Annotated in this window: 29 protein-coding genes; 18 read left to right on the top strand and 11 right to left on the bottom strand. The window is 71.7% G+C overall.

The window, feature by feature from the left end; all coding sequences use genetic code 11:
* The first annotated feature begins 42 nt into the window (after positions 1-42).
* Positions 43-462 (top strand): bleomycin resistance protein, encoded by a 420-nt coding sequence (locus tag QCD68_RS08600; protein ID WP_301222709.1) that lies wholly within the window; start codon positions 43-45, stop codon positions 460-462.
* On the opposite strand, the gene QCD68_RS08595 is transcribed toward QCD68_RS08600, so the two are convergent.
* From QCD68_RS08595 to QCD68_RS08580, 4 genes are all read right to left on the bottom strand, one after another.
* Positions 423-1,004, bottom strand: coding sequence for a GNAT family N-acetyltransferase (locus QCD68_RS08595; RefSeq protein WP_301222708.1), 582 nt, complete (start codon positions 1,002-1,004; stop codon positions 423-425). The genes QCD68_RS08600 and QCD68_RS08595 overlap by 40 nt on opposite strands.
* A gap of 60 nt (positions 1,005-1,064) precedes the next feature.
* Positions 1,065-1,562, bottom strand: coding sequence for a GNAT family N-acetyltransferase (locus QCD68_RS08590; protein ID WP_301222707.1), 498 nt, complete (start codon positions 1,560-1,562; stop codon positions 1,065-1,067).
* Positions 1,563-1,632: 70 nt separating this feature from the next.
* Positions 1,633-2,862 carry an MFS transporter gene (locus tag QCD68_RS08585; protein ID WP_301222706.1) on the bottom strand — a complete coding sequence of 410 codons (1,230 nt, stop codon included), beginning with the start codon at positions 2,860-2,862 and terminating at the stop codon, positions 1,633-1,635.
* A gap of 78 nt (positions 2,863-2,940) precedes the next feature.
* Positions 2,941-3,528 carry a DUF1349 domain-containing protein gene (locus tag QCD68_RS08580; protein ID WP_301222705.1) on the bottom strand — a complete coding sequence of 196 codons (588 nt, stop codon included), beginning with the start codon at positions 3,526-3,528 and terminating at the stop codon, positions 2,941-2,943.
* Positions 3,529-3,587: 59 nt separating this feature from the next.
* Between QCD68_RS08580 and QCD68_RS08575 the strand changes: the two genes are divergently transcribed.
* Positions 3,588-4,088: a GNAT family N-acetyltransferase gene (locus QCD68_RS08575; RefSeq protein WP_301222704.1), complete on the top strand. Its 501-nt coding sequence runs from the start codon at positions 3,588-3,590 to the stop codon at positions 4,086-4,088.
* A gap of 86 nt (positions 4,089-4,174) precedes the next feature.
* On the opposite strand, the gene QCD68_RS08570 is transcribed toward QCD68_RS08575, so the two are convergent.
* The gene (locus tag QCD68_RS08570) at positions 4,175-4,537 is read right to left on the bottom strand and encodes a hypothetical protein (RefSeq protein WP_111073499.1); all 363 of its coding nucleotides are present in this window, start codon (positions 4,535-4,537) and stop codon (positions 4,175-4,177) included.
* Between the two features lie 40 nt (positions 4,538-4,577).
* A complete protein-coding gene (locus QCD68_RS08565) occupies positions 4,578-5,393 on the bottom strand; it encodes a TrmH family RNA methyltransferase (protein ID WP_111073500.1) in 816 nt (271 codons plus the stop codon).
* A 96-nt stretch (positions 5,394-5,489) separates the two neighbouring features.
* On the opposite strand from QCD68_RS08565, the gene QCD68_RS08560 reads away from it, so the two are divergent.
* Complete coding sequence (locus QCD68_RS08560) at positions 5,490-6,395, top strand: NAD-dependent protein deacetylase (protein ID WP_301222703.1); 906 nt, start codon at positions 5,490-5,492, stop codon at positions 6,393-6,395.
* The gene (locus QCD68_RS08555) at positions 6,392-7,030 is read left to right on the top strand and encodes a histidine phosphatase family protein (RefSeq protein ID WP_111073501.1); all 639 of its coding nucleotides are present in this window, start codon (positions 6,392-6,394) and stop codon (positions 7,028-7,030) included. Before QCD68_RS08560 ends, QCD68_RS08555 begins: the two co-directional genes overlap by 4 nt.
* Before the next feature lie 6 nt (positions 7,031-7,036).
* Here the strand turns inward: QCD68_RS08555 and QCD68_RS08550 are convergent, their stop codons facing one another.
* On the bottom strand, positions 7,037-7,252 hold the full coding sequence (locus QCD68_RS08550) for a hypothetical protein (RefSeq protein ID WP_111073502.1): 216 nt from the start codon (positions 7,250-7,252) through the stop codon (positions 7,037-7,039).
* 139 nt (positions 7,253-7,391) lie between these two features.
* On the opposite strand from QCD68_RS08550, the gene QCD68_RS08545 reads away from it, so the two are divergent.
* Positions 7,392-8,138, top strand: coding sequence for a hypothetical protein (locus QCD68_RS08545; RefSeq protein WP_146248047.1), 747 nt, complete (start codon positions 7,392-7,394; stop codon positions 8,136-8,138).
* 67 nt (positions 8,139-8,205) lie between these two features.
* Here QCD68_RS08545 and QCD68_RS08540 read toward each other — a convergent pair whose 3' ends face one another.
* Both QCD68_RS08540 and QCD68_RS08535 read right to left on the bottom strand, forming a co-directional pair.
* Complete coding sequence (locus QCD68_RS08540; protein WP_301222702.1) at positions 8,206-9,294, bottom strand: glycosyltransferase family 4 protein; 1,089 nt, start codon at positions 9,292-9,294, stop codon at positions 8,206-8,208.
* Positions 9,291-10,241: an alpha/beta fold hydrolase gene (locus QCD68_RS08535; RefSeq protein ID WP_301222701.1), complete on the bottom strand. Its 951-nt coding sequence runs from the start codon at positions 10,239-10,241 to the stop codon at positions 9,291-9,293. Before QCD68_RS08535 ends, QCD68_RS08540 begins: the two co-directional genes overlap by 4 nt.
* Before the next feature lie 119 nt (positions 10,242-10,360).
* Here QCD68_RS08535 and treS point away from each other — a divergent pair, with 119 nt between their 5' ends.
* From treS to QCD68_RS08470, 13 genes are all read left to right on the top strand, one after another.
* Positions 10,361-12,115 (top strand): maltose alpha-D-glucosyltransferase, encoded by a 1,755-nt coding sequence (treS, locus tag QCD68_RS08530; RefSeq protein ID WP_221849514.1) that lies wholly within the window; start codon positions 10,361-10,363, stop codon positions 12,113-12,115.
* A gap of 9 nt (positions 12,116-12,124) precedes the next feature.
* A complete protein-coding gene (locus QCD68_RS08525) occupies positions 12,125-12,883 on the top strand; it encodes a 3'-5' exonuclease (RefSeq protein WP_441005174.1) in 759 nt (252 codons plus the stop codon).
* A 95-nt stretch (positions 12,884-12,978) separates the two neighbouring features.
* Entirely contained in the window at positions 12,979-14,109 is a 1,131-nt protein-coding gene (locus QCD68_RS08520; protein WP_301222700.1) for a DUF475 domain-containing protein, read from the top strand.
* A gap of 43 nt (positions 14,110-14,152) precedes the next feature.
* Positions 14,153-14,740, top strand: a complete 588-nt coding sequence (locus QCD68_RS08515) for a TerD family protein (protein WP_111073509.1) — start codon at positions 14,153-14,155, stop codon at positions 14,738-14,740.
* A 28-nt stretch (positions 14,741-14,768) separates the two neighbouring features.
* Entirely contained in the window at positions 14,769-15,350 is a 582-nt protein-coding gene (locus QCD68_RS08510; RefSeq protein ID WP_301222699.1) for a TerD family protein, read from the top strand.
* A gap of 79 nt (positions 15,351-15,429) precedes the next feature.
* Complete coding sequence (locus tag QCD68_RS08505) at positions 15,430-16,008, top strand: TerD family protein (protein ID WP_111073511.1); 579 nt, start codon at positions 15,430-15,432, stop codon at positions 16,006-16,008.
* 96 nt (positions 16,009-16,104) lie between these two features.
* Positions 16,105-17,325 (top strand): toxic anion resistance protein, encoded by a 1,221-nt coding sequence (locus QCD68_RS08500; protein WP_111073512.1) that lies wholly within the window; start codon positions 16,105-16,107, stop codon positions 17,323-17,325.
* 18 nt (positions 17,326-17,343) lie between these two features.
* The gene (locus QCD68_RS08495) at positions 17,344-17,916 is read left to right on the top strand and encodes a hypothetical protein (RefSeq protein WP_111073513.1); all 573 of its coding nucleotides are present in this window, start codon (positions 17,344-17,346) and stop codon (positions 17,914-17,916) included.
* On the top strand, positions 17,913-18,473 hold the full coding sequence (locus QCD68_RS08490) for a TerD family protein (RefSeq protein ID WP_111073514.1): 561 nt from the start codon (positions 17,913-17,915) through the stop codon (positions 18,471-18,473). The genes QCD68_RS08495 and QCD68_RS08490 overlap by 4 nt, the downstream gene beginning before the upstream one ends.
* Positions 18,470-19,381, top strand: a complete 912-nt coding sequence (locus QCD68_RS08485; protein ID WP_301222698.1) for a hypothetical protein — start codon at positions 18,470-18,472, stop codon at positions 19,379-19,381. The genes QCD68_RS08490 and QCD68_RS08485 overlap by 4 nt, the downstream gene beginning before the upstream one ends.
* A gap of 3 nt (positions 19,382-19,384) precedes the next feature.
* The gene (locus QCD68_RS08480; protein ID WP_221849507.1) at positions 19,385-20,551 is read left to right on the top strand and encodes an HpcH/HpaI aldolase/citrate lyase family protein; all 1,167 of its coding nucleotides are present in this window, start codon (positions 19,385-19,387) and stop codon (positions 20,549-20,551) included.
* A complete protein-coding gene (locus QCD68_RS08475) occupies positions 20,548-23,253 on the top strand; it encodes a phosphoribosyltransferase domain-containing protein (RefSeq protein ID WP_301222697.1) in 2,706 nt (901 codons plus the stop codon). Before QCD68_RS08480 ends, QCD68_RS08475 begins: the two co-directional genes overlap by 4 nt.
* Positions 23,250-24,071 (top strand): HAD family hydrolase, encoded by an 822-nt coding sequence (locus tag QCD68_RS08470; protein WP_301222696.1) that lies wholly within the window; start codon positions 23,250-23,252, stop codon positions 24,069-24,071. Before QCD68_RS08475 ends, QCD68_RS08470 begins: the two co-directional genes overlap by 4 nt.
* A gap of 70 nt (positions 24,072-24,141) precedes the next feature.
* Here the strand turns inward: QCD68_RS08470 and QCD68_RS08465 are convergent, their stop codons facing one another.
* Together QCD68_RS08465 and QCD68_RS08460 are read right to left on the bottom strand one after the other, a co-directional pair.
* The gene (locus QCD68_RS08465; protein ID WP_071275272.1) at positions 24,142-24,390 is read right to left on the bottom strand and encodes a type B 50S ribosomal protein L31; all 249 of its coding nucleotides are present in this window, start codon (positions 24,388-24,390) and stop codon (positions 24,142-24,144) included.
* Between the two features lie 139 nt (positions 24,391-24,529).
* Entirely contained in the window at positions 24,530-25,312 is a 783-nt protein-coding gene (locus QCD68_RS08460) for an ABC transporter ATP-binding protein (RefSeq protein ID WP_301222695.1), read from the bottom strand.
* Between the last annotated feature and the right edge of the window lie 201 nt (positions 25,313-25,513).

Genomic DNA, 25,513 nt, shown 5'->3' with positions numbered 1-25,513 from the left:
GGGACACACGGGTGCTGCCTCGCTCGATGCCACGATGGTGCCGTGACCGACGCCCTCGAACCCGCACTCGTCCCGGAGCTCCTCGTCGCCGACCTCGACCGCAGCCTGGCGTTCTGGTGCGGTCTCTGCGGCTTCACCATCAGCTACGCCAGGCCCGAGGAACGCTTCGCCTACGTCGTGCTCGGCTCGGCGCACCTGATGCTCGAGCAGGCCGGGGTCGGCCGCAACTGGGTGACGGGTCCGCTCGACGCTCCCCTGGGCCGTGGCGTGAACTTCCAGGTCAGCGTGCCCGACAGCGGAGCGCTCGTCGCAGTGCTGCGGGACGCCGACTGGCCGCTCTTCATGGAGCCGGAGACGAAGTGGTACCCGGTCGGCGGCGAGGAGGCCGGGGTCGAGCAGTTCCTCGTGCAGGACCCGGACGGCTACCTGGTGCGGTTCCAGTCCTCCGTGGGGCGGCGCTGACCGTCGACCGAGACCTCGAAGACGATCTCCAGGCCGTCTTCCTCGTCCCACTGCTCGCCGTTCTCGACGAACCCGTACGCGGCGATCACGGCGAGTGAGGCGGCGTTGTCCGGGCTGATGGTGGCCCGCACCGTCCGCACGTCGGGGTGGTCCTGCGCGACCGCCAGGAGCGTCTCGAGTGCCCGTCTCGCATACCCCCTGCGGCGATGGGCCGGATCCACGCGGTACCCGACCTCGACCATGCAGTCCGCATCCGGCGGGCCGTGGAAGCCGGCGAGGCCGACCGGAAGGGCGACTGCAGGGTCGACGATCAACCGTGTGACCCAAGGTGCGTCGCCCGGGCGCTCGCGGATCTGCTCACTCCTCCTGCGCCACAGCGACGCGCACTCCGGCCCGGTGAGGTAGGGCGACATGGTCCGGCGAGTCGTGGAGTCGGTCTCACCGGCCGCGAGGGCGTGCAGCACTGCCTCCGGCACGACGTCGAGGTGCACGTCGGACTGGTCCGGCTGCGGGTGGTGCCAGGGTGCGTTCGTGATGGTCATCGCTCAGCAGACTGGCACAGCCGGTGCGCGTCTGCGGCCCTGATCTCCGGGACCGTCAGCTCACCGGACGAGTCGCACGGTGGCGCCGAGTGGCCCGAAGCTCGAGGTGGCGCCGTCGGTGGTGAACCTGTTCCGGCGGTAGAACGCATGGGCTCGAGGATTGTCCGCCGCCACCCACAGCGACGCAGGACGTCCGCCGAGCACCCCGTCGAGGAGCGCTTGACCGGCTCCCGTTCCCTGCGCCCGTTCGAGCACGTAGAGCATGGCGAGTTCCTCTGGGCGGACCGCGTCGGGCTCGACTGCGCGTTGGGCGGCCGCGAACCCGATCACTCCGGTCGGATCCTCGGCCACGGTGGTGGAGAAGACCCGGTCTTCCAGGTACGTCCGCCACATGCCGACTCGTCGGTCGACGTCGAACCAGGGGTTCGTGTCCGGATCCTCGACCAGCCGACCGTACGTCTCGCGCCATGAGGTCGCGTGCACACGGGCGATGCTCTCGGCGTCCTCGACCGTGGCGGGCCGTGTCACGGGTCCTGCGTCGCCGTCGAGTCGTGCCATCTCGAGACCGTAGCAACTGCGGCCCCTCGATGCCCATGACCGGGCAGCCCGTCGCGATCGCGGTCGTCGGTCAGGAACGCGCGAAGACCCGACCGGATCGCCGCGCAGCCGCCGCGAGGACGGGTTGCGCCGCGGCGAGCGGGACGCAGAGCAGGCCGAGGACCCACCAGGTGCCATTGACGTGCAGGTGTGCGATCAGCTGGGTGCCGACGAGTGGCCCGACCGCGGCGGCGATGCCCCAGCTGATGCCGAAGACCGACATGTACCGAGCGCGCGACGTCGCGGGAGCGATCGCCGCGACGAGTGCGGTGGCGTGCCCGAGGAGCACCAGGTCACCGAGGCTCCACACGACCGTCGCAGCGATCAGGCCGGGCAGGTCGGCGGCGACACCGTTGAGGACGAAACCGGCGCCGAGCAGCAGGAAACCGATCGCCAGCGCCGCGAAGTGGCTCCACCGGGTGAGCGGCCCCCGCACCACCAGCGGCTGCCCGAGGACGATGACGAGGGCCGAGACGGCGAAGAGCACGCCGACCAGCGACGGCCGGATCCCGTCGGCACGCAGTGTGAGGGGAAGTGCGACGTCGAGCTGCAGGTACAGCACGGCGAAGCCCGTGCCGGTGACGAGCATCCCGACGAGCATCGGGTCCCGCCACGGACTCCGCACCACCGCAGCCGGGGTCGACGCACGATCCTCCGGCTCCTGTCCCCCGCGACGCGGCTGCAACCCGACGAGGACGAGGGTCGCGCACACCAGGCAGGTCACCGCGTCGACCACGAACAGCAGTCGGAGGTCGACACCACCGACGGTCGCCGCGAGGACGCCGGCGAGCACCCCGGCGACGGCGAGTGCTGCCGAGTACAACCCGTAGGCGGCGACCTGGTCGCGGTCGCCCTCGACGACGTCGGCGACGAGTGCCTGGGACGGCGGTTCGTAGATCTCGAACGACAGGCCGATGAGCACCGCTGCGGCCGCAGCGGTCACGACGCCGGGTGCCGCCGCGAGCAGGAGTTGGAACACCGCGGTGAGGGTGAGGCCCCACGCGATGGTGGAGCGGTGGCCGATCCGGTCGCTGAGGAAGCCACCGATCAGTCGCGAGGGGATCGTCGCCACCCCGAAGAGGGCGACGATCGCTCCGGCAGTCTGCACCTGGACGGAGAAGTCGTCGACCAACACGACGGCGAGGAAGGGCAGCGTGAAGGCCCCGAGGCGGTTCACGGTCCGGGCAGCGACGAGCAGCCAGACCGCAGGCGGCAGCGCGCGCCATCGCGACGGTACCGCCCGACCCCAGCTCAGATGCACGCGGTCACGGTACCGAGTACCGGAGACAGGCCGGACCGCTCCCTCGACCGGTTCGGCCGTCAGCGCAGCGGCACGAGGTCAGTCCTCCGGGTGCAGGCTGGCGTCGGCCAGACCGGTCCGCCAGGCGGTGAAGTGCACGGTCAGGTCGTCGCGTGACGGCGCGCAGCACATCGGCCCGGCATCGACCTCGGCGTCGGGGTCCAGGGGTGCCACGCGGACCAGACGCCACGGCTCGTCGTCGACCCGGGCCCGGACGGTCAGGGCATCGCCGGAGCGGCTGGCGCGGATCGTGACCAGGCGTCCGTGCCAGTCCGGCACGGGCGCGAGCGACCAGTCGGAGACACCGCGGGTGACGACGGCGCCGAGGCTGTCCTGGTCGTCGCTGCGTTCGACGCCGGCCTTGGTCCAGGTGCTGTCGTCGACCTTGACGAAGATGCCGGCCTGGTCGAACTGGGCGGAGAAGTCCAGGTGGAACGACACCTCCATCGCGGTGTCCTGGGCGAACGGCGCGAGGAGGGCGTGCTCGGTGTCGTGCACGAAGCCGTACGAGGTGATCCGCCAGGCGTCGCTCTCCTCGACCGCTGTGACACGCATCCCGTCGTCGGACACCTGCACGTGTGCGGGGGCGGTCGTCCAGGTGCCCGCGTTCCAGTCGATGTCGCTCATGCCACTGAATGTACGGCCTCGGCGAGGACGACCGGGCTCGGGCTCCGTACGATCGACGTGTGCCGTCGATCCGCTCCGCCCGTCCGACCGACGCCGCCACGATCGAGGCCATCGAGGACGACGCCGACCGGCTGCTCGTGGAACGGCTCCACCCCGGGTCCTGGCCGCCCGCCGCGCGCGGTACCGAGCGTCTGGCGCAGCCCGGCTTCGTGCTCGTCGTCACGCTCGACGACGGGGTCGTCGTCGGGTTCGCGCACGTCGTCGAGGTGGACGGCCTGTGCCACCTCGAACAGCTCTCGGTACGTCCGGAACACGCCCGCCGGGGGTTGGGTCGGAGACTCGTCACGGCCTCGGCGGACCGCGCCCGGCTGCTCGGGTACGAACGCCTCACCCTCCGGACGTACGCAGACGTCCCGTGGAACGCCCCCTTCTACCGATCCGCCGGCTTCGTCGAGGAGGAGCCCGTCACGGCCTTCCACCGCTCGCTCGTCGAGACCGAGCAGCGCCTCGGCCTCGACCGCCACGGACGGCGCGTGCAGATGGCCGCCACCCTGACCTGACGCGTCGCTGGCGCACTCGGCCGCCGGCGCACTCGGCCGCCGGTCCGTCAGGGATCGGCGCCGTTGCCGAACGATCAGCCCGCGGTCTACGCCTTCTCGTCCACGAGCGCCACGAACCGGCTGCCGACACCCTCGACCTCGTGCCGCACGAAGCCCGCCGTCGGCTCGGGTGCCTGGTACGGCGCGTGGTAATCGCACATCAGGTGGTCCCAGTCCGGCCACCACTTCTTCGGCCGAGCCTCTTCCGAGTACCCACACACCACACAGTCCAGGCGCACCCAGACCTTCTTCGCACCCGTCCGGTTCGCGCGGGACTGCACCAGCCACGCGGGCGGGTCCTGCTCGATCGCCGTGAGCTCGGCCTCGCTGAGGCGCGTGGGGATCCCGTGGTGGGTCGCCATCTCGAGCGTGATGTCGAGTCGGACGGCGGCGTCGCGTCGGGAGAGCATCCGACCAGCCTATTTCAGGCGCGGTCGACCGGGCAGCAGCTCAGCGTGCCCGCTGCGCGTGCGCGACCGCCCAGAGCCCGACGGCGCTCGCCGCGGCCACGTTGAGCGAGTCGACGCCGTGGTGCATCGGGATCCGGACGGTGGTGTCGGCAGCAGCGACCGCGGCCGGGGTCAGGCCCTGCCCCTCGGTGCCCATCACCAGGGCGACCCGTTCGGGCACGTCGGCGACGAACTCCTCCAGGTCGACGGAGCGGTCGGTGAGCGCCATCGCGGCGACGTGGAAGCCCTGCGCACGGAGGTCCTCCCCCGCGGCCGGCCACTCCCCGATGCGCGTCCACGGCACCTGCAGCACGGTCCCCATGCTCACGCGGACGCTCCGTCGGTAGAGCGGGTCGGCGCAGCGCGGGCTCACCAGGACGGCGTCCGCACCGAGGCCGGCGACGCTGCGGAAGACGGCACCGACGTTCGTGTGGTCGACGATGTCCTCGAGGACGACGACGAGCCGGGCGTCGCGCACGACGTCGGCGACGGTGGGCAACTCGGGTCGGTGCATGGCCGCGATCGCGCCGCGGTGCATCCGGAACCCGGTGAGCTGCTCGAGCAGCGCGTCCGACCCGACGAAGACCGGGCCGTCGTGCTCATCGACCAGCGGGAGCACGCTGTCCAGCCACTTCTCCTGCACCAGCACGCTCCGCGGCACGTGCCCGGCACGGACGGCACGCTCGATGACGGTGTTCGACTCGGCGATGTACAGGCCGCCCTCGGGCTCCGTCACGCGGCGGAGCGCCACGTCGGTGAGCCGGGCGAAGTCGTCCAGGCGCGGGTCGTCGAGGGAGTCGATGCGGACGGGGTGCACGGTGCTCGTTCCGGTCGGGAGGATCGTGGTCGGGTCGCGGACGTCGGCCCGGGGAAGGACCGGGGACGCTCGGCGGTTGAGGGTACCGTGGACACGATGGCGACGAGCGACGGCACAACGACCAGCGGTGCGCCCGATGCGGGGACCGACGGGGCGGCGACCGACGAGACCGTCACCGACGTCGACCGGGCGGTCGCGGTCCTCCGCGGCAAGCGGATCGCCGTCCTGACCGGCGCCGGCGTCAGCACCGACTCCGGCATCCCCGACTACCGCGGCGAGGGCCGCGTCGTCCGGAAGCCGATGACGTTCCAGGAGTTCCTGGCCGACCCCGCCAAACGCCAGCGCTACTGGGCCGGCTCGCACCTCGGCTGGCGGACCTTCGCCGCCGCGCGGCCGAACGACGGACACCGGGCGCTCGCCGCGCTCGAGTCCGCGGGGGTCGTCAGCGGGATCGTCACCCAGAACGTCGACGGCCTGCACCTGCGTGCCGGCTCCCGTCGGGTGGTCGAGATCCACGGCTCGATGGACCGTGCCGTGTGCCTGACCTGCGGGCAGGTGTTCTCCCGCGCCGACCTGGCTGCCGTCCTGGACCGCGAGAACCCGTGGATCGACGAGCCCGGCTCCGTGCAGCTGCAGCCCGACGGCGACGTCGAGATCACCGACGTCGAGCGCTTCCGGGTGCCGGACTGCACGGTGTGCGGCGGCGTGCTGAAGCCGGACGTGGTGTTCTTCGGCGAGTTCGTCCCCGCCGAGAAGTTCCGCGAGGCCGTGTCGATCGTGGCCGACGCCGACGCCCTGCTCGTGGTCGGCTCATCGCTGACGGTGAACTCCGGCGTCCGCCTGCTCGACCACGCCACCCGGCGGAAGCACCCGGTCGTCATCGTGAACCGTGGTGCGACCCGCAGCGACCGCCGGGCCGCGGTGAAGATCGACGCGGGCACGACGGAGACGCTGGTCGAACTCGCGGCGCGGCTCACCTCGTCTGCGATGATCGACGGGTGACGACGCTCCTCTACCTGGTCCGCCACGGCGAGACCGACTGGAACCGGCAACGACGCATCCAGGGGTCGACGGACGTGCCGCTCAACGACACCGGTCGACGACAGGCCGCCGAGACCGCCGTGCTGCTCGCCCGCCGTCGCTTCGACGCCGTCGTCTCGTCGCCCCTGTCCCGCGCGTCCGAGACCGGCACGATCATCGCCACGCACCTCGGGCTCGCCGAGCCGTCGACGTACGACGGGCTCCGGGAACGCTCCTACGGCGACGCCGAGGGGCTCACGCACCCCGAGATCGAGGCCCGTTGGCCGCACGACGCGGTGCCGGGCCGCGAGTCACGGGCAGCCCTGCTCGACCGGGTGACCGAGACGCTCGCCGAGATCGCCGTCCGCTTCGACGCCGGTGCCGTGGTCGTCGCGACCCACGGCGCGGTCATCCGGACCGTGGTCGACGCCGCGGCGCCGGGCACGATCGAACGCTCAACCGTCCCCATCAGGAACGGTTCAGTGCACTCGTTCCGGTGGGACCCGGAACGCTTCCGTGCCGAGCTGGTCCGTTCCGACGACCCGATCGAGGACGTCTCGGACGCGCCGGGCCGGTACGCGTTCGAGTACCAGAACCCGCTCGAACGCCGCGGCTGACCCGGCTCAGATCCCGGAGCCGCCGGTGTATCCGGTCCCGCCCGCGGTCCGCGCGGCCTGCGCCTCGGCGACCCGCAGGTCGTGGTCCGACGCCCCGGTGCCGTGCTGCACCCCGGCGTCCGGCAGGTCGCGCAGCAGACGTGCTCGGCGGCGGTCGGCTACCGCCATGCCGACGGCGACCGCCACGATGACGACACCGACGGCGATGAGTGTGATGAGCATGGCTCCCCCGTCCGACGGGAGGCCCGTGCCCCCGTCCGTCTCCACCGTAGCGTGACCGAGAGCGCCCGACCAGGGCGCGGACTACGCTCCGGTGGACGGTGCGGTCCGAGCAACGGTCCGGCCGCTGCGAGGTGACGCTGTGAGCGCTGGTGGACGACACACCGACGGTCCCCGCGGCCGTGATCCGTGGGATGACGACGACGACCTCGACGCCGCGTTCGGTCCGGACACCGCCTCGATGCGTGCCCTGTCCCGGCCCGAACGGGTCCGCGCCGGCACGGCGGTCGTCCTCGGCGTCGTCGTGGTCGCCGTGGTGCTCGTCGTCGTCCTCGGCGTCATCCTGTCCGGGGTCCAGCGCGGCGTGGGCGGGGTGTTCCCGCAGCCGGAGGGCGACCGTGCCCGGTTCGTGGCGGCGGCGTCGGCCCTGCCGGGCGTCAGCGCGGTCGAACGGGCCCGGACCGAGAAGACCTCGTTCGCAGGCTACGACGTGACCGCCCTCGTCCGCGCCGACCCGGAACTCGGTGCGGAGGACCGTCGGGCCCTCGTCTCCGCCGTCAGCAGCGCAGCCGCCGACAGCTCGGGCTCGGGCGTCCGGATCTGGGCCGAGGTGGACTTCGGGACCCGGCAGGTCGGGGTCTCCGACTCCGAGGAGTCCAGTCAGCGGCGACTGCGGTTGGCCGAGCGGCTCAGCGCGATCGGGGGTGTGCTCGGGGTCGCCTGCACGTTCGAGGCCCGGTCGGACGGACGGTCCGACGAGCCCGCCGCCCAGCGGGTGACGGTGCGGTCAGCGGGTCTCGGCGTCGGGTTCGCCGCGGTCGCCGCCGCTGCCGAGCAGGTGGGTGACGAGGTCTTCCCGGGCGTCCAGGTGCAGACGGTCCACCCCTGACGTCGCGGGAGCTGACGTCGCGGGAGCTGACGTCGCGGGAGCTGACGTCGGACGCTCGCGGCCACGCTCAGCGGTGACGAGCCTCCCGGTCGGCGACCGCACGTTCGACCGCACGCACGACCTGCTCGGCGGAGTCCTGCCACCGGAACCGGGCCGCCTGCGCGACCGACGCCTGCGAGGCGGCTTCCCACCGGGCCTCCAGTCGGCGGACCGCAGCCGCGACGGCGGACGGTGACGACGGGTCGAAGTACTCGGCGACCTCGCCTCCGATCTCTCGGAAGATCGGGATGTCGCTGACGACGACCGGTGTGCCGACGCCCATCGACTCCACCAGCGGGATGCCGAAGCCCTCGTCGTACGAGGCGGTCGCCAGGGCCGTCGCCGACCGGAGCACCGCGCGGTACTCCTCGTCGCTCGCGCCGTCGTGGAAGACGACCGCGCCGGCCGGGGCCAGCCCGCTGAGACGTGCCCGATCGGCGTCGGACACGCGCGACATGCAGTGCAGCGTCCAGTCCGGGCCGAGCAGGGGCAGCGCGGCCGCCAGCGTCTCGACGTTCTTGTACGGCATGAACGAGCCCATGTAGACGAGCGACTTCTGCCGAGGTGCATCGGTGTCGCGGGGCTCGGCCGGGTCGGCGGCGTTGTACGCCACCGTGACGGGACGGTCCGTCAGACGGTGCTCGGCGATCAGCCCGGCGGTCGTCTCGGAGACCGTGACCACGCCGTCGGCACCGTTGAGCAGGAACCGCTGCGGCCACCAGGCCAGGTGGAACGCCCGCCACCCGAGACGCAGCGGCCACGAGAACTCACGCGGGGGCGTGCGGTTCCGGTAGTAGATGAGGTCGTGCAGCGTGAGCACGAGGGCGTACCGCCGCCCACGGGAACCCATCGTCTGCATCGGCGAGAACACGGCGTCCAGGCCCAGGCGGTTGACGTGGCGGGCCACGAGGGGCTCCCCCGCGTCGGTCGGCGCCGGGACGAGCTCCCACGGCATCCCGGCGGGCAGGGACTCGAGCTGTCGTTCATCGGAGACGAGCAGCACGTGGTCGTGCCGGTCGGGCAGGTGGGCGGCGACGCCCGCCGTGAACCGGCTGATGCCGTCGTGCCGGCCGATGCGGACGTAGCGGCAGTCGATGCCGATCCGGAGGCGGGTCACGACGTCTGCATCCGTCGGAGGACCGCGCTCGCAGCCGCGGCCGGCGTTTCGTAGTGCACCAGGTGGCCGACGCCCGGGACGACGACGAGTTCCGCGTCGGCCAGCCGCTCCGCCAGGGCACGCTGCTCCGGGACGGCCGTGATGTCGTCGTGCTCGGCCGCGACCAGGAGGGTCGGCACCGCGATCCGGTCGGCGAACTGCGCGACGTCGTGCGTGACGGAGGTCCGGAACGCCTCCAGGACGCTGGTGCGGTTCGCGAAGGCCGAGAAGTACCGGTCGTGCTGGTCGTGCACCCACCGCCGGAGCGACGGCCGACGCGACTTGAGCATCGCGATGCTCATCGCGCGGACGATCACGCGGTTCCGCAGCAGACCGAGCCCGAGCCGCCTCGGCAACCAGGCGCCGAGGCGGTAGTAGGCGATGGCGACGCCGGTGCCGATCGCTCGCGGACCCTGCAGTGCGGGCGCGGCGATCGGGTTCACCAGGACGAGCAGGCGGGTGTCGAGGCCGGCGGCGACCGCAGCCGACACGACGATGGACCCGAAGGAGTGACCGAGGACCACGGTGTCCCGGTCGAGGCCGAGCGCGTCGCGGAAGCCCTCGAGCCAGTGCACGTAGCCGTCCAGGTCGGACGTCGGCAGCGGGTCGGAGACGCCGAAGCCGGGCAGGTCGGGCACGACCACCCGCACGCCGGTCGGGTGGCCGGCGACCAGGTGTGCTGCGATCGACTCGAGCCCGTGGTGGTCGCCGCGGAACCCGTGCACCGCCAGCACGGTCGCCGGGGCGGTTCCGGCTTCGGCTTCGGCTTCGGCTTCGGCTTCGGCTTCGGCTTCGGCGGGGCCGTACTCCCAGAAGTGCGTGGTGCGGTCCTGGACCTGGACCGTGCGGTGCACGACGGGGGTGGCCGCCATCAGCGACTGGTACGGGGACAGCACGGGCGGTTGCATCCGCGCCAGTCTAGGGAACCTCTCCGGCTCCACGGTGTGCGCGTCGGAGGTCCCGCGGCTAGCGTGTCCGGGGCGACCCTCCTGCTCTGGAGGACCGTCGACGACCTTCGAGGAGCACGGTGTCCTTCACAGCCCCGATCCAGCAGCCCGGACTGACCCTCGACCCGCTCTGGTACAAGCGTTCGGTGTTCTACGAGTGCATGATCCGCTCGTTCGTGGACTCGAACGGGGACGGCACCGGCGACCTGCAGGGCCTGATCAGCCGCCTGGACTACCTGCAGTGGCTCGGCGTCGACGCGCTCTGGCTGCCGCCGTTCTTCCGCTCCCCGCTGCGCGACGGCGGCTACGACATCTCGGACTACAAGGCGATCCTGCCCGAGTTCGGCACCCTCGACGAGTTCCGCGAACTCGTCACGAAGGCGCACGAGCGGAACATGCGCATCGTCATCGACATGGTGATCAACCACACGAGCGACCAGCACGAGTGGTTCCAGCAGTCGCGCGAGGACCCGGACGGCCCCTACGGCGACTTCTACGTCTGGCGGGACACCGACGAGGAGTACTCCAACATCCGCGTCATCTTCGTCGACACCGAGGAGTCGAACTGGACCTTCGACCCGGTCCGTCGGCAGTTCTTCTTCCACCGGTTCTTCTCGCACCAGCCGGACCTCAACTACGAGAACCCCGCCGTCGTCGAGGCGGTGTACGACGTCGTCCGGCACTGGCTGGACCTCGGTGTCGACGGGCTGCGGCTCGACGCGATCCCGTACCTGTTCCAGTCGGAGGAGGGCAACGGCGAGGGCGAGCCGGAGACCCACGAGTGGATCAAGAAGCTCCGCGCGATGGTGGACGACGAGTACCCGGGGCGGGTGCTCATCGCCGAGGCGAACCAGTGGCCCCGCGAGACGGCCGCGTTCCTCGGCACCGACGAGGAACCCGAGTGCCACATGGCCTTCGACTTCCCGGTGATGCCGCGCATCTTCTACTCGCTCCGTGCCCAGCACGCCAAGGAGCTGCAGGCGATCCTGTCCGAGACGCTCGACGTCCCCGAGACGGCCGCGTGGGGTGTGTTCCTCCGCAACCACGACGAGCTCACGCTCGAGATGGTCAGCGAGGAGTACCGGCAGGCGATGTACGGCTGGTACGGCTACGACCCGCGGATGCGCTCGAACATCGGCATCCGTCGTCGTCTCGCGCCGCTGCTCGACAACTCCCGCGCCGAGCTCGAACTCGTGCACGCGCTGCTCTTCTCGCTGCCCGGCTCACCGTTCCTCTACTACGGCGACGAGATCGGGATGGGCGACAACATCTGGTTGCCGGACCGCGACTCCTCGCGCACGCCGATGCAGTGGACCCCGGACCGGAACGCCGGGTTCTCCTCCGCCGACCCGGGCAAGCTGTTCCTGCCGGTCGTGCAGTCCCTGGTGTTCAACTACGCCCAGGTGAACGTCGAGGCCCAGCTGGCGCAGTCCCGCTCCCTGTTGCACTGGATCCGCAACGTGATCCACGTGCGGAAGGCCCACCCGGTGTTCGGGATGGGGTCGATCGCGGTGCAGCAGACCTCGAACGACAGCGTGCTGGCGTTCGTCCGGTCCTGGGCGGGTTCCGGCTCGGACCAGCAGTTCGGCCCGAGCGCCGAGGACGTGCTCTGCGTGTTCTCGTTCGCCCACAACCCGACGTCCGTGACGATCACCGCGCCCGAGTTCGCCGGCCGCCCCCTCGTCGACCTGTTCGGCGGCGGCTCCTTCCCGTCCTTCGACGCGGACGGCACCGTCACGCTGACGCTCGGCACGCAGGCGTTCTACTGGCTGCACGTCGGTCAGGGTGCCGAGAACGCGAGCGCGCCTCGCGGGGCTGTCGGTGCCGTTGGCTAGCCTGACCGCGTGACCTCCCCCGCTGCCGAGCTCGACACGGCGACCCGGCCCCCGCAGGACCTGACCACCCGACCGTGGTGGCACGCACTCGGGGTGTTCGACCTCGAGACGACCGGCATCGACGTCGAGACCGCGCGCATCGTCAGTGCGCACGTGGGCCTCATCGACATGACCGGCCGCTCGATCGTCGAGGGTGCGTGGCTCGCCGACCCGGGCATCGAGATCCCGGAGCAGGCCGCGGCGGTGCACGGCATCACGACCGAACGCGCCCGGGCCGAAGGCCGACCCGCCGGTGAGGTCGTGGCCGAGATCGTCGCCGCGGTGGAGGCCGTGTTCGCCCGCGGGATCCCGCTGGTGATCTACAACGCCCCCTACGACCTGACGCTGCTCGACCGGGAGGCCAAGCGGCACGGCATCGCCTCCCCCGTGATCGGCAACGTGGTCGACCCGCTCGTGATGGACAAGGCACTCGACACGTACCGGAAGGGCAAGCGGACGCTCGAGGTCGCCTCGCAGCTGTACGGCGTGCAGCTCGACGACGCGCACGACGCGGGTGCCGACGCGATCGCCGCCGGTCGGGTCGCCCAGGCCATCGCCGCCAAGTACCCGGACGAGCTCGACATCAGCGCCGAGGAGCTGCACCGCAAGCAGGTCGCGTGGTGCTCCGAACAGGCCGCGTCCTTCCAGGAGTACATGCGGAGCAAGCGCGATCCGTCGTTCACCGCCGACGGCACCTGGCCCCGTCGGCACTCGGCCCCGAGCATGTAGCATTCCGAGAGGGGGAGGGCCGGACAGCGCCGTCCCCTCGACGACCGCACTGCAGACACCGTCTGCACCGCACGCTCAAGGGGAGATCCGCGCACGTGTTCCTGAAGACCTTCGGGTGGTCCCTGGCCATCACCGTGCTCGCACTGGCCATCGCGCTGGTCTACGGCGGATGGAGCGCGGTCATCATCACCGCGATCCTCGGCGTGCTCGAGATCAGCCTCAGTTTCGACAACGCGGTCGTCAACGCCCGCATCCTCGAGCGGATGAACCCGTTCTGGCAGAAGATGTTCCTCACCGTGGGCATCGTCATCGCGGTCTTCGGCATGCGCGTGCTCTTCCCGCTGCTCATCGTCGGCGTCACGGCGTCGCTGAACCCGGTCGAGGCCGTGCAGCTCGCCCTCGAGAAGGGCCCGATCGACGAGCCCGGTACCTACGCGTACCTGCTCCACGAGGCGCACCCGCAGATCGCTGCCTTCGGTGGCATGTTCCTGCTGATGATCTTCCTGGACTTCATGTTCGAGGAGCGCGACATCCTCTGGCTGCGCTGGCTCGAACGCCCGCTGCTCTTCATCGGCAAGCTCCCGATGGTCAACGTCATCGTCGCCCTCGCGCTGCTGGCCGTCGCGGGGACCACCGCCGGCGACCACCAGTCGACGGTCCTCATCGCGGGCATCGCCGGACTCGTCACGTACTTCCTGGTCACCGGCCTCGGCGGGCTGTTCGACGTCGACGACCCTGAGGACGACGGCAACTCGTTCGAGAGCACGGGCGAGATGGTCGCCGAGGCGAACCGCATCAGCAACAAGCGCCGCGTCGGCAACGTCGCCGGCAAGGCCGCGTTCCTGCTGTTCCTCTACCTCGAGGTCATCGACGCGTCGTTCTCGTTCGACGGGGTAATCGGCGCCTTCGCGATCACGGCCGACCCGATCATCATCGCCCTCGGTCTGGGCCTCATCGGCGCCCTCTTCGTGCGTTCTCTCACCGTCTTCCTGGTCCGACAGGGCACGCTGGACGAGTTCGAGTACCTCGACCACGGTGCGCACTGGGCGATCGGTGCACTCGCGGCGATCCTGCTCGTCACGATCACCACCGAGGTGAACGAGGTCGTCACCGGCCTCATCGGCGTCGTGTTCATCCTCGCCGCCTTCATCTCCTCGGTGGTCCGCAACAAGCGCAAGGCCGGCGAGCACGAGCCGGCAGACGACCACGCAGCCGTCGCCTCCTGACGGTCGCGACCAGGACTGCACCACCGACGAAGGGTTCACCGCAATGGGTCTCAGCCTCCAGAAGGGCCAGGCGCTCTCGCTCACCAAGACCGACGGCAGCGCACTGTCGCGCGTCCGTCTCGGTCTCGGGTGGGACGCCGTGGCGACGAAGCGCGGCCTGTTCGGCGGCAAGAAGTCCGCGGACGTCGACCTCGACGCCTCCGCGATCTTCTTCGGCGCCGACGGCCAGCCCGTCGACTACGTCTGGTTCAACCAGCTCCGCAGCAAGGACGGCTCCGCGCAGCACACCGGCGACAACCTCACCGGTGAGGGCGACGGCGACGACGAGGTCATCCGCATCGACCTCAGCGCGGTGCACGGTGCCGTGCAGCAGATCGTCTTCGTGATCAGCAGCTACAGCCGCCAGACGTTCGACAACGTGCAGAACGCGTTCTGCCGCGTGGTCGACGACTCCACCGCGGGTGCGCCCGAGGTCGCCCGCTACCAGCTGACCGACTCCGGCCAGCACACCGCGATGGTCATGGCGAAGGTGTCCCGCACCGGAGCAGGATGGACCTTCACGGCGATCGGCGAACGTGCCGACGGCCGGACGGTCCAGGACCTCGTCGGCCCCGCAGCCGCCGCGCTCTGAGCCGACCCCACAGACGGAAGGACGATCGATGGCGACCCTCTCGCTCTCGAAGGGCAACAACCTCTCCCTGACCAAGACCGATCCGGGGCTCCGCCGGGCCATGATCGGCCTCGGCTGGGACCCGCGCACGACGGCGGGCGAGCAGTTCGACCTCGACGCCTCGGCGCTGCTGGTCGGCGCGAACGGCAAGGTCCGTTCCAACGACGACTTCATCTTCTACAACCAGCTGCAGTCGGTGGACGGCTCGGTCGTCCATCAGGGTGACAACCGCACCGGCGAGGGTGACGGCGACGACGAGCAGATCCTCATCGAACTCGACATCGTCTCCGCCGACGTCTCGCGTGTCGTCATCGTCGTCACGATCGACCAGGCCGATGCCCGTCACCAGAACTTCGGGCAGGTCCGTGGCGCGTTCTGCCGGGTCGTCAACGACGAGACCGGCAACGAGGTCGTCCGCTTCGACCTCACCGAGGACGCGGCATCGGAGACCGGCATGATCTTCGCCGAGATCTACCGCTACGACGGCGAGTGGAAGTTCCGCGCCGTCGGCCAGGGCTACGCGACCGGCCTCCGCGGCGTGGCGACCGACTACGGCGTCGTCCTCGACTGACGATCGCCCGACACACCCGAGGCACGCGACGCGCACAGCGTCACCGACGACGCTCCCCCACAACCGAAAGGACCCGATCATGGCCGGACTCTCCCTCAGCAAGGGCGGCAACCTCTCCCTCACGAAGACGAGCCCAGGGCTCACCGTGGCCACCGTCGGCCTCGGCTGGGACCCGCGCACCACGGCCGGCGAGGCCTTCGACCTCGACGCCTCGGCGCTGCTCGTCGGCCCCGACGGCAAGGTCCGCTCGGACGCCGACTTCATCTTCTACAACCAGCCCAAGAGCATCGACGGCTCCGTCGAGCACAAGGGCGACAACCGCACCGGCCAGGGCGACGGTGACGACGAGCAGATCGCCATCGACCTGCAGAGCCTTCCGGCCGACGTCGACCGCGTCGTCGTGGTCGTCTCGATCGACCAGGGCGAGGCACGCCGCCAGAACTTCGGCCAGGTCCGCAGCGCGTACTCGCGTGTGCTCGACCAGGACGGCGCCGAGATCGTCCGGTTCGACCTCTCCGAGGACGCCGCCCCGGAGACCGCGATGATCTTCTCGGAGATCTACCGCAGCGGGGCCGAGTGGAAGTTCCGCGCTGTGGGTCAGGGCTACCAGTCCGGTCTCGCGGGTGTCGCCACGGACTTCGGCGTCAACCTCAGCTGACCGGCGGCGCCACCGCCACCGCATCACCAGCAGCACCAGCACCAGCACCAGCACCAGCAGCACTCAGCAGTTCCACCTCGTCACAGGAGACCACCGATGCCCGGACCGCTCGCTCCGCCGGAGCCCACCGACCCGTCGCAGGACGCCCTCGTCCTGCGTGCCGCTGACGCCGCCGAGGTCGTCACCCCGGACGACGCTCCGGGCATGGTGCCGGTGGACGCCGACCGTCAGTCGCAGATCGCGGCCCAGGCTCGGGAGTTCGTCGAAGAGGTCGCGAACCTCGACCCTCGCTCGCCCGCGTTCACCGAGAAGGTGGACGGCATCAACGCCATCGCCGGGTCGGAGATCGCGCGGTCGGGCGGGTTCTCGTCGCGGATGCTCGAGCGGTCGCAGTCGTCCGTCGCCGGCGCCAAGCGCTCCGGTGACGACGCGCAGGTGAAGGTCGCGACGACCCTCGGCGACCTGCGCTCCACCGTCGAGGACCTCACGCCGAACCAGGCCGACCTCAGCACCGGTCGGAAGATCCTCGGCATGATCCCCGGCGGCAACAAGCTGGCGAAGTACTTCCAGCGCTACGAGTCCGCGCAGACCCAGCTCGACAAGATCATCAAGTCGCTGATGGCCGGGCAGGACGAGCTCCGCAAGGACAACGCCACGCTGGCGGACGAGAAGGTCCAGCTGTGGGAGACCATGCAGCAGCTCAGCGAGTACGCGGTCTTCGCCAAGGCGCTCGACGCGGCGACGGTCACGAAGATCGAGAGCCTGCGGAACGGCGGCCGGGTGGACGAGGCGCAGAAGCTCGAGTCCGACGTGCTCTTCCCGGTGCGCCAGCGGCACCAGGACATCCTGACCCAGCTCGCCGTGTCGGTGCAGGGCTACCTGGCGATGGACCTGGTCCGGAAGAACAACACCGAGCTCATCAAGGGCGTCGAGCGTGCCCGGACGACGACGATCGCGGCCCTCCGCACGGCCGTCGTCGTGGCGCAGGCCCTGGCGAACCAGAAGATGGTGCTCGACCAGATCGACGCCGTGAACAGCACCACGAACGCGATGATCCTGCAGACCAGCGAGATGCTGCGCGACCAGACCACGCGGATCCACGAGCAGGCGACGAACTCCGGCGTCAGCGTCGAGACCCTGCAGAAGGCCTTCGACAACGTGTTCCAGACGATGGACGCCATCGACTCCTTCCGCTCGCAGGCGGCGCAGAACATGTCCTCGACCGTCTCGGCGCTCGAGTCCGGCATCCAGCGGGCGAAGCCGTACCTCGAGCGTGCTCGTCAGACCGACGACGACCCCCGATCGGTCACGCGATGACGTCTGCGGTCGACTGCCGTGCGTGATCGCCTGCGCGCGCTGTTCGGCCGCGACGACGAGGGTCAGGAACGCCGGGTCCCCGACCCGGACGCCGAGACCCCGGCGTCGGCCGCAGCCGCTGCCGCGGCGCGCATCGACGTCCGCGGCTCCGGTGGCGCGGCCGACGACGCCGCGGCCGCGGCCGGGCTCGACGACCTGCGGACCATCGTCCGGGCGGCCGGAGCCGACCTGCCGACCGTGGTGTCGTCGCGGGTCCGCCACGTCGAGGACCTCCTCCGCGAAGCGGCGGGCACCGTGGTCGCACGCGGCGCCTCCACCGAGCAGCGGTACCTCTTCCAGGCCATCGTGAACGACTACCTGCCCACGCCCGTCCGGACCTACCGGTCGCTGCCCGCAGCGGACCGGACCCCGGAGAGCGCCGCCACGGCGACCCTCGCCGGCCAACTCGACGTCGTCGCGGAGACGGTGGAGGACATGCACGAACAGATCAGGAGCGGCGCCATCGCCGAACTCTCCTCGCACGGCCGCTTCCTCCGGGACCGCCTGGGCGACGGCGACGAGGGCCTGCGCCTGCGCGGAGCCGACTCGTGACCGGGCAGCTCGTCCCCGGGGCGAACGCCGCGCTGACCGCCGAGAACCCCGGTCTCACCGCGGTGGTCGTCGGCATCCACTGGGACCAGATCGCCAGCCGCGGGCCCTCGGCCGAACTCGTCCCGATGGCGATCGTCTGCGGTCCGGACGGCCACGTGCTCTCCGACGAGGACCTCGTCTTCTTCAACCAGCTCGAGAGCGCCGACGCGTCGGTCCGGTACCTGGACGAGTCCGACCAGGAGGAGATCGACGTCGACTTCGCATCCATCCCGGACGCCGTCGACAAGATCGTCTTCGCGGTCTACCTGGACCCCGACCCGCGGTCCCCGAAGGACCTCGGCTCGGTCCGCTCGATGTCGGTCCGCGTCTGTGCGCCGGACGGCCGCGAGCTCGTCGCGTTCCCGCTGCCGTCGGAGCGGAACCACCTGATCGATGCGGTGATCCTCGGTGAGCTGTACCGCCACCGCTCGGAGTGGAAGTTCCGTGCCGTGGGTCAGGGCTACACCACGGGTCTGACCGGCCTGCGCGCCGACCACGGCATCGGCCGCGCACGATGACGACGGGGCACCCGTTCCTCCGCCGTCGCGTCCGTCCGACCTCGCCCGGCCAGGAGGCCCGCCCGACCGCCGCCTCGTCCGGCACCACCGCCTCGTCCGGTCTCTCGATCGACCGCTCCGCTGCCCCCGTTGCGCCGCCCGCGGCATCGGCGCCCACAGCGTCGGCCCCGGCCGCGTCGGCACCGTCGAGTTCCGGTGGTGGACTGAGCCTGTCCTTCGGCCGCGCGCCGGCACAGCCGGCACAGCCGGCACCGCGAGCGCAGCCGGCCCAGCAGACGTCACCGCCCCGATCCGCCGCGACGCCCCCGAGCGGGGCAGCCCGCCCAGCCGGTCCCGGGTCCACCGCGTCCACCCAGCCACGTCCCGACCGCATCGCACGTCGGCTGGCGGAACGGGCCTCCCGGATCCGCCCCTTCCCGGCACCCGATCCGCGCGACGTCCGCGTCCTCGGCCCCGAGGACCCGGTCGTCCGCATCGACCGCCGCCGCTCCGCCGTCGGCGCCCTGCGGGTGACCGGCTCGACCAGTGCCGCGTGGGAGTCCGTCGACCACGTGGTCGGCGCGGCGACCGCTGACGGTGCGACCGCCGGGCGCTCCGCGACGACCCGCGGCAACCGGCCCCTGGTCGGCTACGACGGTCCCGACGTCCTGGTGGCCCTGCGGCACGTCCGGCAGCTCCGCCGGGCGCTCGTGATGGGGCGCGGGTCGGACCGGCTCGTCATCGGGCTGCACGACGGCACCACCCTGGCGGTCGACGCCGGCGACGCCGACACCACCACGATCCTGGCGCTCTCCGTCATCGACGGCGAACTCGAGCTCCGCGCCGAGCCGTTCCCCAGGGCGACCCACGACGGCGACGTGTTCGCCGCGTTCGGGTTCGTCCTGTCCGCCCCGACCGTCGGAGTCTGATCCGTGCGCCACTTCGCCAACATCGCCGATCAGGAACCCCTGTTCCTCCGACCGCCCGAGGACGTGACGCGGGACAGCCCGCAGGACCTCCGCGCGGTGGCCCTCGGTGCCACCCTGTACACACCGGGCATCCGGCCGGACCTGGTGCGGGACGTCCGCCGCCAGACCGAACTCGGCGCCGGCTCGATCGTGCTGTGCCTGGAGGACTCCGTCGCCGACGACGACCTCCCCACGGCCGAGGCGAACGTCGAGACCGCGCTCCGCACCCTGACCGAGGAACTCGACCCGGCGACGCTGCCGCAGCTGTTCCTGCGCGTCCGGACGCCCGAGCACTTCGCCCGGCTGCTCGACCGCTTCGGCAGTCGCGCCCTCGACGTCCTGGCCGGCATCGTCCTGCCGAAGTTCGAGAACCCGGACGGTGCCGGGGCGCAGTGGTTCGAGGTGCTCGACGCCGCGAACGCAGGCCGTGCCGCCGGCGCCCGGCTGCTCGTGATGCCGATCCTCGAGTCCCCCGCGATCATGCACCGCGAGTCACGCACCGAGGCCCTCGCCGACGTCCACGACCTGCTGCTGGAGCGGCGGGACGACGTCCTGGCGGTCCGGATCGGGGCGACCGACCTGTCGAGCGTCTACGGTCTCCGGCGTCCCTCGCACCTCACCGTGTACGACGTGCAGGTGCTCGCGTCCGTGATCGGCGACGTCGTGAACGTCCTCGGCCGCGCCCGGGACGGCTTCGTCGTCGCCGGGCCGGTGTGGGAGCACTACCCGGACTCCGACCGGGTGTTCCGCACGCAGCTGCGCACCACGCCGTTCCAGGAGGCCGGGGACCTCCAGCTCCGCCGGCAGCTGCTCCTGGAGGGCTTCGACGGGCTGCTCCGCGAGGTCACCCTCGACCGCGCGAACGGCCTCACCGGCAAGACGGTCATCCACCCGCGCCACGTGCCGCTCGTGCACGCGATGTCGGTCGTGAGCGACGAGGAGTTCTCGGACGCGTCCGACGTGCTCGCCAACGCGACGGGTGGGGTCGCCGCCTCCCGGTACGGCAACAAGATGAACGAGATGAAACCGCACCACGCCTGGGCGGAGCGAACCATGCTCCGGGCCCGGGCGTTCGGTGTGGCCACCCCGGACGTGACCTACGTCGACCTGCTCGAGCGGAGCCAGCCGTGACCACGACCACCCCCACCGCAGGCCCGTCGGGGTCCGTCCTGCCGACGCCCGACGAGCTCGGCGTGGTGCTGACGGACGAGTCCACCGCCGGCGACGGGTCCACCGCTCCAGGTGTCCCGCTGGCGTCGCTCGTCCGGCTCGCACTCCGCCGGAACCCCCGCCGCGCGCACCTGCTCGTGTCCACCGTCCTCGCGAAGCACGTGCCGACCGTGCCCGCCGTCGCGCTTCTCGCCGGCGAGGCGCTGGGTGCCCGGGTCGCGGACGTCCTCGATGGCGGAGCGCGCCTCGACGCCGAGGCCGCCACGCGCCTCCGGGCGGTCCTCGACCTGCAGCAGCAGGCCGACACGGCGACCGACTCGGGCAACGTCTCCGACGCCCTGCACCGGGCCGCCACCACGCTCCGCACCGACCTCGCCGCGGTCCGGCCGACCCTGCCGGACGTGCTCGTCCTCGGGTTCGCCGAGACCGCGACCGCCCTCGGCGCGACCGTCGCCGAGGCTCTCGGCGCCGGGTACCTGCACTCGACACGCCACGACCCGCCCGGGGCGACGCCGGCCGCCGGCTTCGACGAGGCGCACTCGCACGCGACTGCGCACCGCCTGCTGCCGACCGAGGACGACTGGCTGCCGGCCGACGGCACGGTCGTCCTGGTCGACGACGAACTGAGCACCGGGGCCACGGCCCGCGCCACGATCCGCGCCCTGCACGCCGTCGCACCGCAGCGGCAGTGGGTCGTCGCCGCCCTCGTCGACCTCCGCTCCGACGAGGACGTCGCCGCGACCGAGGCCCTGGCCACCGAACTCGGCGCGCCCGTCGCGGTCGTCGCCCTCGGACGCGGTCGCGTCGCGCTGCCCGACGGCCTCACCGACACCGCAGCCGAACTCGTCGCCGCGGTCGCCGCGCCGCTCACCACGGCGCCCGCGGACCTGGCACCGGGCCGCGAGCCGACGTCGGACGGGAGGCCCGTGCCGGCCCCGCCCCGTGCCTCCCGTCCCGGGGCGGTCACAGTGGTCACCGCACGGCCGACCGCCGTCGACCGCACCGGTACCCCGGCTGCGCGCGTCCGCACCCCGCGGACCGACGTCGAGGGCATCGCCGCCGACCTCGCCCGGGTGCTGACGAGCGAGGCCGGCGTCGTGCCGGACCGCGTCCTGGTGCTCGGCGCCGAGGAGCACATAGCGACACCGCTCGCGATCGCGGACGCACTCCGCCGCCGGAGCACCGCGGACGTCCGCTCGTCGACGAGCACCCGCTCGCCCGTCGCCGTCTTCGACGACCCGGCGTGGCCGATCCGCTCCGGCATCCGGCACCGCTCCCACGACGTCACGGTGGACGGCCCGGGTGAGCGGTACGCGTACAACGTGCACGGCTTCGATGCGGTCGTCGTCGTCCCCGAGCCGGGCACCACGCAGGCCGCCCTCGAGGGGCCCGACGGTCTGCTCGACGTGCTCGCCGCCGTCACGTCGCGCGTGGTCCTCGTGGACAGCGCACTCGAACCCGCCGGAGCTCCGGAGTCCGCCCCGCGCCCGCTGACGGGTCCGTCCTTCGGGTCGTACGAGCCGGACGAGGTGACCTGGCTGCTGCAGGACCTGGCCGATGCCGCCCTGGAGGCCGACACCGCCGACCGCGAGCGTGCCATCCAGCTCGAGGGCGCGAACTACGCCGAGTCGCTGCCCGTCGAGTACGTGCCGTCGGAGTCCTACGAGGAGCTGTACCGGGACGCCCTCGGACGCTCGGCGGACCGGATCGCCGAGGCGGTCGGGATCGTCACGGACCTGGTCCTCCGCGACCGGCCGAACGCGGTGCTCGTCTCCCTCGCCCGTGCCGGGACGCCCGTCGGGATCCTGATGCGTCGGTGGGCCGAGCAGCAGCGCGGTGTCCGCCTGCAGCACTACACGGCGAGCATCGTCCGCGGCGTGGGCATCGACGAGACCGCACTCCGCTGGCTCGCGGCACACCACGACGCGTCCCAGGTCGTCTTCGTCGACGGGTGGACCGGCAAGGGGGCCATCACGCGCGAGCTGACGGACGCACTCGACCGGTTCGCGGCCTCGGACGGGGTGCGCTTCGGCGACGAACTCGCGGTCCTCGCCGACCCGGCCGGCTGCACCCCGTTGCACGGCACCCGTGACGACTACCTCGTGCCGTCGGCCTGCCTCAACTCCACCGTGTCCGGGCTCGTGTCCCGCACGGTGTTCAACCGGGCGTGGACACCGGAGGGCACGCTGCACGGGGCGAAGCAGTACCGCGAGCTCGGTGCCCGCGACCACTCACGCTCGTTCGTCGCCACCATCGCCGAGCGGTTCGCCGCCGTCCGGCCCCGGGTCGACGCGGCCCTCGCGTCCGACGGTGGTCCGGCGTCACGTGCGGTCGACTGGCGCGGCATGCGGACCGTCGAGGCCATCGGCGCCGAGTACGGCATCACCGACCTGCACCTGGTGAAGCCGGGCGTCGGCGAGACCACCCGTGTCCTGCTGCGCCGTGTCCCGTGGCAGGTGCTGGTCCGGGACCCGGAGGACGTCGACATCGCGCACGTGGTCGCTCTGGCGCGCGAGCGTGGTGTGCCCGTCGTGACCCGACCCGACCTGTCCTACAGCTGCGTCGGGCTCATCCACCCGCTCGGCAGCCGGGTGTCGGACACGGGCACCGACCCGGCCGCGGATACCGGCGACACCGCTGCGACGACCGGCGCGGACGCATGAGCGCCCTCGTCGGGTTCGACCTCGACCGCACCGTCGTCTACTCCGCCGCCGCGCTCATGCTCGAGGGTCCGGACGAGGCCGCACCCTCGCTCGTCGTCACCGAGGTGTACCAGGGTCTGCCGCTGTCGTTCATGACCCGTCGTGCGGAGCGTGCCCTGGAGGCCCTGGCCGAGACGTCCGTCGTGGTCCCGGTGACCACCCGCACGGTCGCCCAGTTCCAGCGCATCCGGCTGCCGCTGCCGACGACCGGATGGGCCGTGACGACGAACGGCGCGGTCGTGCTGCACGACGGCGAGCCGGACGAGTCCTGGACCGCCACCCTCCGCGACGAGATGGCGGCAACGTCGGCTCCCCTGCCCGAGGTCGAGCACCGCCTGGCCAGCGCGCTGCCCGAGGGCTCGGTCCTCCGCACCCGCCGTGCCGAGGACCTCTTCGTCTACGCCATCGTCGAGCGGTCCGAGCTGCCGGACAGTGCCGTGGAGGCGTTCGCCGCCGAACTCGCCGAGCTCGGCTGGCGGGTGTCCGTGCAGGGACGGAAGCTCTACGCCGTGCCGGTGCCGATCCGGAAGGAACGAGCACTTGCCGCCGTCGCCGAGCGGGTCGGTGCCACCCGGACGATCGCCGCCGGGGACTCACTGCTCGACCGGGAGATGCTGGCCTGGGCGGACGTGGCGATCCGCCCGGCGCACGGTGAGCTGCACGCCGTCGGGTGGACGGCGCCGAACCTCGTCGTGACGCAGGCGCAGGGCGTCCTGGCGGGCGAAGAGCTCGTGCAGCTCGCCGCCGCCGCTGCCGCCGGGGTGCCGTCCCGGGCCTGACCGCAACACAGAACGGGCGGCCCTCCCGCAGGAGGACCGCCCGTTCGAACTCCCGGAGGAGCAGAGCTGCTTACTTGCTGAAGCCCTTGAAGCGCTGGTTGAACTTCTCGACGCGGCCGGCCGAGTCGAGGATGCGCTGCTTGCCCGTGTAGAACGGGTGCGAAGCGGACGAGATCTCGACGTCGATGACCGGGTAGGTCGCACCGTCGAGCTCGATGGTCTTGTCGCTGTTCGCGGTCGAACGCGTCAGGAACGTCTCACCGGAAGCCAGGTCACGGAAGACGATGGCGCGGTACTCGGGGTGGGTTTCGGTCTTCATGGGGATTCCTCGGTGGATCGCGATGACGGAAGATGGGAAGTCGTGTGGCCTACGCCAGCGGACCACGTTACCAGACGACGGCCCGGATCGGGAGCGTCCGGAGCTGTGTCGCGGCCCGTCGGAGCGCAGCCGCGGCCGATCAGACGGCGCGCGCGGTCCAGCGGCCGGCGTCCTGGGACACCGTGAGCTCGACGCCGAACGCGGCGGAGAGCGTCTCGGCGGTCAGGACCTCCGAGATCGGGCCGGCGGACTGCACGTGGCCGTCGGCGAGGACGAGCGCGTGTGTGAAGCCCGCGGGGATCTCCTCGACGTGGTGGGTGACGATGACGATCGCCGGCGAGTCCGAGCTCTGCGCGTAGCCGCCGAGGGTGCGAACCAGGCTCTCGCGGGCACCGAGGTCGAGCGACGCGGCAGGCTCGTCGAGGAACAGCACCTCGGGGTCGGTCATCACCGCGCGGGCGATCTGGACCCGCTTCTGCTCGCCGTCGCTGAGCTCGCCGAAGCTGCGCTCGGTGAAGGCGCCGAGGCCCCACTCCTCGAGCACCCGCTGGGCACGGCGGACGTCGAGTTCCTCGTACTCCTCGTTCCAGCGGCCGGTGACCGAGTACGCGGCGGTGAGGACGACGTCGATGACCTTCTCGGTCATCGGGATCCGACGCGCGAGGGCGGTCGACGCGAAGCCGATCCGGGGGCGGAGCTCGAACAGGTCGGCGCCGCCGAGTTCGGTCCCGAGGACCTCGACCTCACCGGAGGTCGGGAACGTCTGCGCCCCGGCGACCTGCAGCAGCGTGGTCTTGCCGGCACCGTTCGCGCCGAGCACCACCCAGCGCTCGTCGTCCTGCACCTCCCACGAGATCCCGTCGAGGATGGTGGACCCGTCACGGACCACGGAGACGTCTGACAAGCGCACGACCGAGGGCATGTCGCCAGCCTACGCGAGCGCGGTCCGCTCCCCCGTCAGCGCCGCGCGTGCGGTGGACGACGGGTGACGGACAGGAGGCCCGGGGGGGGGGGGGGGGGGGCGGGGCCCCACCGCGACGGCGTCCCCGCGGCGGCCCTGACGATCAACTCCGGCCGGGCGCGCCTGGTACCCGGCGCGGCAGCGGGGGCGATGGTGCACGCG

Origin of the sequence: Curtobacterium sp. PsM8, assembly GCF_030433875.1 — a bacterium.
In the GTDB taxonomy this organism is placed as follows: domain Bacteria; phylum Actinomycetota; class Actinomycetes; order Actinomycetales; family Microbacteriaceae; genus Curtobacterium.
This window is presented reverse-complemented; position numbering and strand designations above follow the sequence as displayed.